4 protein-coding genes are annotated in these 7,636 nt (G+C 68.5%); 3 read left to right on the top strand and 1 reads right to left on the bottom strand.

The window, feature by feature from the left end:
• The first annotated feature begins 14 nt into the window (after positions 1-14).
• The 3 genes from Q0309_RS02010 (at position 15) to glk (ending at position 5,221) form a co-directional block, all read left to right on the top strand.
• Complete coding sequence (locus Q0309_RS02010; protein WP_299436914.1) at positions 15-2,474, top strand: glycosyl hydrolase family 65 protein; 2,460 nt, start codon at positions 15-17, stop codon at positions 2,472-2,474.
• Positions 2,475-2,778: 304 nt separating this feature from the next.
• A complete protein-coding gene (gene otsA / locus Q0309_RS02005; RefSeq protein WP_299436912.1) occupies positions 2,779-4,206 on the top strand; it encodes an alpha,alpha-trehalose-phosphate synthase (UDP-forming) in 1,428 nt (475 codons plus the stop codon).
• A gap of 10 nt (positions 4,207-4,216) precedes the next feature.
• Entirely contained in the window at positions 4,217-5,221 is a 1,005-nt protein-coding gene (glk, locus tag Q0309_RS02000) for a glucokinase (protein ID WP_299436910.1), read from the top strand.
• Here glk and Q0309_RS01995 read toward each other — a convergent pair.
• Entirely contained in the window at positions 5,198-7,402 is a 2,205-nt protein-coding gene (locus Q0309_RS01995) for a cation-translocating P-type ATPase (protein WP_299436908.1), read from the bottom strand. The genes glk and Q0309_RS01995 overlap by 24 nt on opposite strands.
• Between the last annotated feature and the right edge of the window lie 234 nt (positions 7,403-7,636).

Below are 7,636 nucleotides of genomic sequence, written 5' to 3'. Positions count from 1 at the left end.
AAGGTCCGCGACCCATGTCCGAATGGTCCCTGGTCTACGACCAGTTCGAACCCAAACAGCAGGGCCTGCGCGAGGCCCTGTGCGCCACCGGCAACGGTTACTTCGTCACCCGGGGAGCGTTCTCCTGGGTGATGGCAGACGAGACCCACTACCCAGCCACCTACCTCGCGGGCGGCTATAACCGTGCCCAGACCGAGGTGGCCGGCCGCGTCATCGAGAACGAGGACCTGGTCAACTTCCCCAACTGGTCGGCGTTGACGTTCCGGATCGATGGGGGCGACTGGTTCAACATCCAGGCCGTGACCGTTCTGTCGTTCCGACAGGAACTCGACTTGAAGCGCGGCGTGCTGGAGGTCGAGGTCCGGTTCCGCGACAAGCAGGACCGCGAAAGCACGCTGAAGACGCGCCGCCTGGCCAGCATGGCGGACATGCACCTGGCCGGCACCGAACTGTCGCTGACCGCCCATAACTGGTCCGGTCCGGTCGACATCATGTCCGGGCTCGACGGTCGCGTCATCAACGCCGGCGTCAAGCGCTATCGCGATCTGAACAGCTCGCACCTGAACCCGCTCGCCGCCGAGTCCTTCCAGAACCCGGCCACCGGCGAGACCATGATCGACCTGCTGGTGGAGACCAAGCAATCGCACCTGCGCGTGGCCCAGGCGGCGCGAACGCGCGTGGTGTCCAACCCGCACGCCTTCGAGGCCAAGTCGACCACCGAGGCCGAGGAAAGCTACGCTCACCAGAACATCCATGTGGAGGTCGATCACGGCGAGACGCTGGTGGTCGAAAAACTGGCCAGCCTGTACACGTCCCGCGATCCGGCCATTTCCGAACCCGGAGTCGCGTCGCGCGAGGCGGTCATGCACGCGCCGTCGTTCGCGCGCCTGCTGCACGATCACGAGCGCGTCTGGCGCATGTTGTGGGACCGCTGCGACATCGTCGTCGAGAACGGCGAGAACGACGACATCCAGATGATCCTGCGCCTGCACATCTTCCATCTGCTGCAGACGCTCTCGCCCAACACGATCGACCTGGACGTCGGCGTGCCGGCGCGCGGCTGGCACGGCGAGGCCTATCGCGGCCACGTCTTCTGGGACGAACTGTTCATCCTGCCGTTCCTGAACTTCCGGCTGCCGGCCATCGCCCGGTCTTGCCTGCGCTACCGCCACCTGCGCCTGCCCGAGGCGCGCTGGGCCTCGGCCCAGGCGGGGCTGAAGGGCGCCATGTTCCCCTGGCAGTCGGGCAGCGACGGCCGCGAGGAAAGCCAGAAGGTCCACCTGAACCCACGCTCGGGCCGCTGGGTGCCGGACAACAGCTGCATTCAACGCCACGTCAGCCTGGCCATCGCCTACAACGTCTGGCGCCACTACCAGATCTCCGGCGCGGAACACTTCCTGGAGCTGCGCGGGGCCGAGCTGATCCTGGAGATCACCCGCTTCTTCGCCTCGCTGGCGCACTTCAACGCCCAGACGGGCCGGTACGAGATCCATCACGTCATGGGTCCGGACGAGTACCACGAAGCCTATCCGGACCGGGAAGAAGAGCCGGGCCTCGACAACAACGCCTACACCAACATCATGGTCGCCTGGCTGTGCACCTCGGCCATGCGCGTCATGGCCTGCCTGGACGCCACCCACCGCGACGAACTCATGGACCGCCTGATGGTCGACGAGCGCGAACTGGCGCTGTGGGAGGACATGAGCCGCAAGATGACGGTGTGCTTCCACGACGGCGACATCATCAGCCAGTTCGAGGGCTACGAGAACCTCAAGGAGTTCGACTGGGAGGGCTACCGCGAGAAGTACGGCGACATCCAGCGCCTGGACCGCATTCTGGAGGCCGAGGGCGACAGCGCCAACCGCTACAAGCTGTCCAAACAGGCCGACGTCCTGATGCTGTTCTACCTGTTCTCGCGCGAGGAACTGTCCGACCAACTGCAACGCCTGGGGTACGAGCCGCTGACCGAGGAGCAGTGGCAGAAGAATATCGACTATTACCTCGCCCGCACCTCGCACGGTTCGACCCTGTCCTACATGGTGCACGCCGCCGTCATGGCGCGCAGCCATCCGGAAAAGGCCTGGAAGCTGTTCACCCAGGCCCTGCACGCCGACGTCGACGACATTCAGGGCGGCACCACGCCGGAAGGCATCCACCTGGGCGCCATGGCCGGCACCGTCGACCTGGTGCAGCGGTGTTTCACCGGCCTGGACGTGCGGGACGGAGCGTTGCATTTCGACCCCGTGTTCACCGACCGCATGGGCACGCTGAAGCTGAAGCTGCGCCACCTCGGGCGCTGGCTCGACGTCACCCTGACGGGGGATGAAATGACGGTCGCCGCCCACGCCAGTTGGGCGCGGGCGCTGGCCATCTGCGTACGCGGCGAGACCCGGGACCTGCAGCCCGGCGAGTCCCTGACCTTCAAGCTGTCCCGGCCCGCCGAGCCTTTCACGGAGGCGCCGGCGGCCGACTGACCGGCGCTGCCGTCCGTCATCGGATCGGCGCGCCTAGTGTCGATCCGATCCGATGCTGTGATATTGTTTTGGACCCGGTTAGTTTTTGGCATGTCGTCACGCGATCCGTTTGCCCCGCCGGGTCCGGGGCGCCCATTTTGTCATGGCGGATGAGGTGGCGGGCGTACTAGTGCATTGATCCAGACAAAAGATGCAGCGAGCATAATTTGTCTGGATCCATGCACTAGACTCAAGAGTTGTGCAGCGATGTTTGCGGTCAAGGGTATAGCCCTTGACCGCAAACGTCGCTGAACGAGGAGGGCCAATGTCGCGTCTCGTGGTGGTGTCGAATCGAGTGGCCGTGCCGGATGCCCAGTCGGCAACGAGCGGCGGCTTGGCAGTCGCGCTGCGGGACGCCTTGCGGACCTGTGGCGGCATCTGGTTCGGGTGGAGCGGCAAGACCACGGCCCAAACCGCCGAAACACCGACCATGACCGAGGTCGGGCCGGTCACCTACGCGACGCTGGACCTGGGCCGCAAGGACTATAACGAGTATTATAACGGGTTCGCCAACCGAACCCTGTGGCCACTGTTCCACTACCGGCTCGACCTAGCCGAGTTCAGTCACGAGAACTACACTGGATACCTCCGCGTCAACACCCTGTTCGCGGAAAAGCTGCGGCCGTTGATCGAGGATGACGACCATCTCTGGATCCACGACTACCATCTGATCCCGCTGGGGCGCGAACTGCGCGCCCTGGGGCTCAGCCACCCCATGGGCTTCTACCTGCACACCCCGTTCCCGGCGCTGGAGGTGCTGCTGGCGCTGCCCAGCCACGAGTTGCTGGTCAAATCGCTGTGCGCCTATGACGTGGTCGGCTTCCAGACCGAGAACGACCTGCGGTCCTTCCGTGACTACATCCATTACGAGGCCGGCGGCGAGATCCTCGACGACAAGTCCGTGCGGGCTTACGGCCGGCTGGTCCGCACCCAGGTGTTTCCCATCGGCATCGAGCGCGGCCAGATGGAACAGGCCGCCGCTCGCGCCGTGGAACAGGGGGCGGCCCGCCGCCTTGAACGCACGCTGCACAATCGCAGCCTGATGATCGGCGTCGACCGGCTGGACTATTCCAAGGGTATTCCGGAGCGGTTCCGCTCGTTCGAGCGGTTTCTGGAACAGTACCCGGCCCATCGCGGACAGGTGTCGATGATGCAGATCGCGCCGCTGTCCCGATCCGAGGTGCCGGAGTACAAGGCCATCCGCGACCAGTTGGAGGGGCTGGCCGGCTACATCAACGGCCGCTACGGTGATTTCGACTGGATGCCCCTGCACTACCTGACCAAGAATTTCCAACGGGAAACGCTGGCCGGGTTTTTCCGCCTGTCGCGGGTCGGCGTGGTGACACCCTTGCGCGATGGCATGAACCTGGTGGCCAAGGAATACGTCGCCAGCCAGGACCCGAACTATCCAGGCGTCCTGGTGCTGTCGCGCTTCGCCGGCGCCGCGCGCGAGCTGGACGCGGCCCTGCTGGTCAACCCCTACGACCACGAGGGCGTGGCGGCGGCCCTGCACCAGGGGCTCATCATGTCGCTGGAAGAACGCCGCGAACGCTGGCAGAGCATGATCGAGAAAGTCCAGTCCAACTCCCTGGAAAACTGGCGCGAGCGGTTCCTGACGGTGCTCCGATCCGTGCCCACGCCGATGGCCGTGCGGTCAACGGGCGGTGACACGGCCTCCACCGGGTCCGGGTGAACGACACACCATGTCCTTCCGTCCCGGCCCCGCCCTGATCGCCGACATCGGCGGCACCAACGCCCGCTTCGCCCTGGTGAACGAGGCCGGCGCGGTGACCGCCACCGAACGGGTGCGCACGCTCGATTTTCCCGGACCGGTCGAGGCTGCCCGGGCGATCATCGACCGCCATGCATCCCACGCGCCGCCGCGCCGGGCCGTGTGGGCCGTGGCCTGCCCGGTGGCGGACGACACGATCCGGCTGACCAACTCGCCGTGGACGTTCTCCGTCGCCGACGCCCGCGCCGCGCTTGGGTTCGACAGCTTGCGCGTTCTCAACGACTTCGCCGCCAATGCCCTGGCCATCCCCGACCTGACGGACGCCGACAGCGTAACCGTGGGACCGGACCGGGCCGGGCGCCGCGACGCGCCCATCGCCGCCATCGGCCCGGGTACGGGTCTGGGCGTCGCCCTGTTGTTGCCCGACGGGTCCGGCGGCTGGCGCCCCCAGGCCACTGAGGGCGGACATGCGACGCTGGCGGCGGCCGACGCGGAGGAGGCGCGGGTGATCGAACACCTGTGGGCCGAGTACGAGCACGTCTCGGCCGAACGCCTGATCAGCGGACCCGGCCTGCTGCTGCTGCACCGGACCCTCGGGGCGGTGGGGCTTGCCCAGGGGCCGGACCTGGAGACGTCGCGGGAGGTCACCGAGGCCGCCGCCCGGGGTGACGACCCGCGCGCGGCGCGCGCGGTGGCGATGATGTTCGCCATGCTGGGCACGGTGGCCGGCAATCTGGTGCTCTCCGCCGGCGCGCTGGGCGGGGTGTTCATCCTGGGCGGCATCGTTCCCGCCACCCTGCCCCTGTTCCAGGCCTCACCTTTCCGTGCCCGCTTCGAGGCCAAGGGGCGGTTCCGAACCTATATGAGTTCGGTCCCCACGCGCGTCGTCACCCACCCCAACCCGGCGTTTCCCGGCCTGTTGCGCGCGTTGCGCGACGACGCGGACTCCGGCTTAGGTCCGGGCGGCGCGGCTTGAGCGCAGCAACAGGGAACTGGTCACCACGCTGACGCTGGACAGCGCCATGGCGGCGCCGGCCAGGGCCGGTGTGAGGTATCCGAGCGCGGCCGCCGGCACGGCTGCCACGTTGTAAAGGAAGGCCCAGCCCAGGTTCAGCCGAATGCGGTTGTAGGTGGCCCGCGACAGGTCGAGCGCGGCGACCAGAAGCCCGGGATCGCCGCGCACCAGGGTCAGGCCGGCGGTCTCCATGGCCACGTCGGTTCCCGAGCCCATGGCGACACCGACATCGGCGGCCGCCAGCGCCGGCGCGTCGTTGATGCCGTCGCCGACCATGGCCACCGAGCGCCCCTCGGCCCGCAACGCCTTGACCACCTCGGCCTTGTCCGCCGGCAGCACCTCGGCCCGGACGTCGTCAATCCCCACCTGCTCGGCCACCACCTCGGCGACGGCGCGCGAATCGCCGGTCAGCAACACCGACCGCAGGCCGCGCGCCTTGAGCGCGGCCACCGTCTCCGCCGCACCCTCCTTCACCGGATCGGCCAGGGCCAGCAGGCCCAGCACCGGCCCGCCCTCCGCCGCCACCCAGACGACGGTGCGCCCGGCGCGCTCCAGGTCGTGGGCGAGCGACTGCGCGGCCTCGTTCACCAGGCCGCGTTCGTCCATCAGTCGGCGCGAGCCGATCAACAGCGACCGGCCCTTGACCGTCGCGGCCAGACCACGCCCGGCCAAAGCCTGGAATCCCTCGACGGGGTCGAGCCGTAGATCCTTGGCGTCGGCGGCTTCGAGGATTGCCCGCGCAAGCACGTGCTCGCTGCCCTGCTGGGCGCTGGCCGCCAGGGCGAGCACCGTGTCGGCGTTCAGCGCCGAGTCGAGCACGGCGACGGTCTCCAGCACCGGCCGGCCCTCGGTCAGGGTACCGGTCTTGTCGAAGACCACCGTGTCGACCCGGTGCGCGCCCTCCAGCGCCGCCGCGTCCTTGATCAGCACGCCGCGCCGCGCCGCCAGCCCGGTGCCGACCATGATCGCCGTCGGTGTCGCAAGGCCCAGCGCGCAGGGGCAAGCCACCACCAGCACCGACACGGCGGCGACAAAGCCCGCCTCGGGCGCGCCGCCCAGCGTGAACCACAGCCCGAACGTCACGGCGGCGATGGCCACGATGACCGGCACGAACACCGCCGCCACCTTGTCCACCAGCCGCTGAACCGGCGCCTTGCTGGCCTGGGCGTCCTCCACCAGGCGGATGATGCGGCTCAACATCCCCTCGCCGCCGGCGCTGCTGGCCCGCAGGCGCAACAGGCCGTCGCCGTTGATGGCGCCGCCGATGACGGCGTCCCCGGCGCCGCGCGCGACCGGCAGGCTCTCGCCGGTGATCAGGCTTTCGTCGAGCTGGCTTTCGCCGCTCAGGATCTCGCCGTCCACCGGCACGCGCTCGCCCGGCCGAACCAGAACCACCGTGCCGACGGCAACCTCGCCCAGCGGTACCTCGGCGGTCGTGCCGTCCTCTCGCTCGACGCGGGCGACATCGGGGCGCAGGCGCATCAGCGACCGGATGGCCGACGCGGCCGAGCCCTTGGCCCGTGCCTCCAGCCATTTGCCGAGCAGCACCAGGGTGATGACCACCGCCGCGCCCTCGAAATAAAGCCCCTGGTCGGCCGCGCCGGTCACCACCCGCCACAGGCTGAACCCGTAGGCCGCCGTGGTCCCCAGGGCCACCAGCACATCCATGTTGCCGGCGCCCGCGCGCAGGCTCTTCCAGGCCCCGACATAGAACCGCGCGCCGGCGAAGAGCTGGACCGGCGTGGCCAGCGCCAGCGCCACCCACGGCGACAGGTGGAACGGCAAGCCCGCCCACATGGCGATCATCTCGGCCAGCAGGGGCACGGTGCAGACGACGCCGACTGCCAGATCGAGCAGCCCGCGCCGGTCGTCCCGCCAGTCGGTGTCCAGATCGGCCGCGCCCGGCGCCTCGGTATGCTCGCGGGCGTCGTACCCGGCCTTGCGCACGGCGGCGATCAACTCGTCGAGCGAGGCGCCCCCGTTCACCACATCGACCCGGGCGCGCTCGGTGGCCAGATTGACCTGCGCCCGCGCAACGCCCTCGCGCTTGCTCAAGACCTTCTCGACCCGCGAGGAGCAGGCCGCGCAGGTCATGCCGGTGATGTCCAGGTTGATGGTGCGGACGGGGGCGTTTGAATCCATTGGTGGTGTGACTCACTTATACGCAGACGGGGTTCGAACAAAGGTAACCGTGACGTGGGTTCCTGCAAGCCCCTCGTCAACGCACGCCGGCCAGGGGTTACCCCGACGCCGGCCGTGCCCTTGACCGGTCCCGCGTGCCCTGCGATTTTAGGCCCGTCCGCTGGCGCTGGGACCAGCATCGGGGGGTGACTCGCCATCATGCTGCTTCTGATCGATAACTACGACAGCTTCACC

The organism is uncultured Rhodospira sp., from assembly GCF_937138205.1.
Lineage (GTDB): Bacteria > Pseudomonadota > Alphaproteobacteria > Rhodospirillales > Rhodospirillaceae > Rhodospira.
Note: the sequence above shows the minus strand (reverse complement) of the source record. Positions and strands in the feature narration are given on the sequence as shown.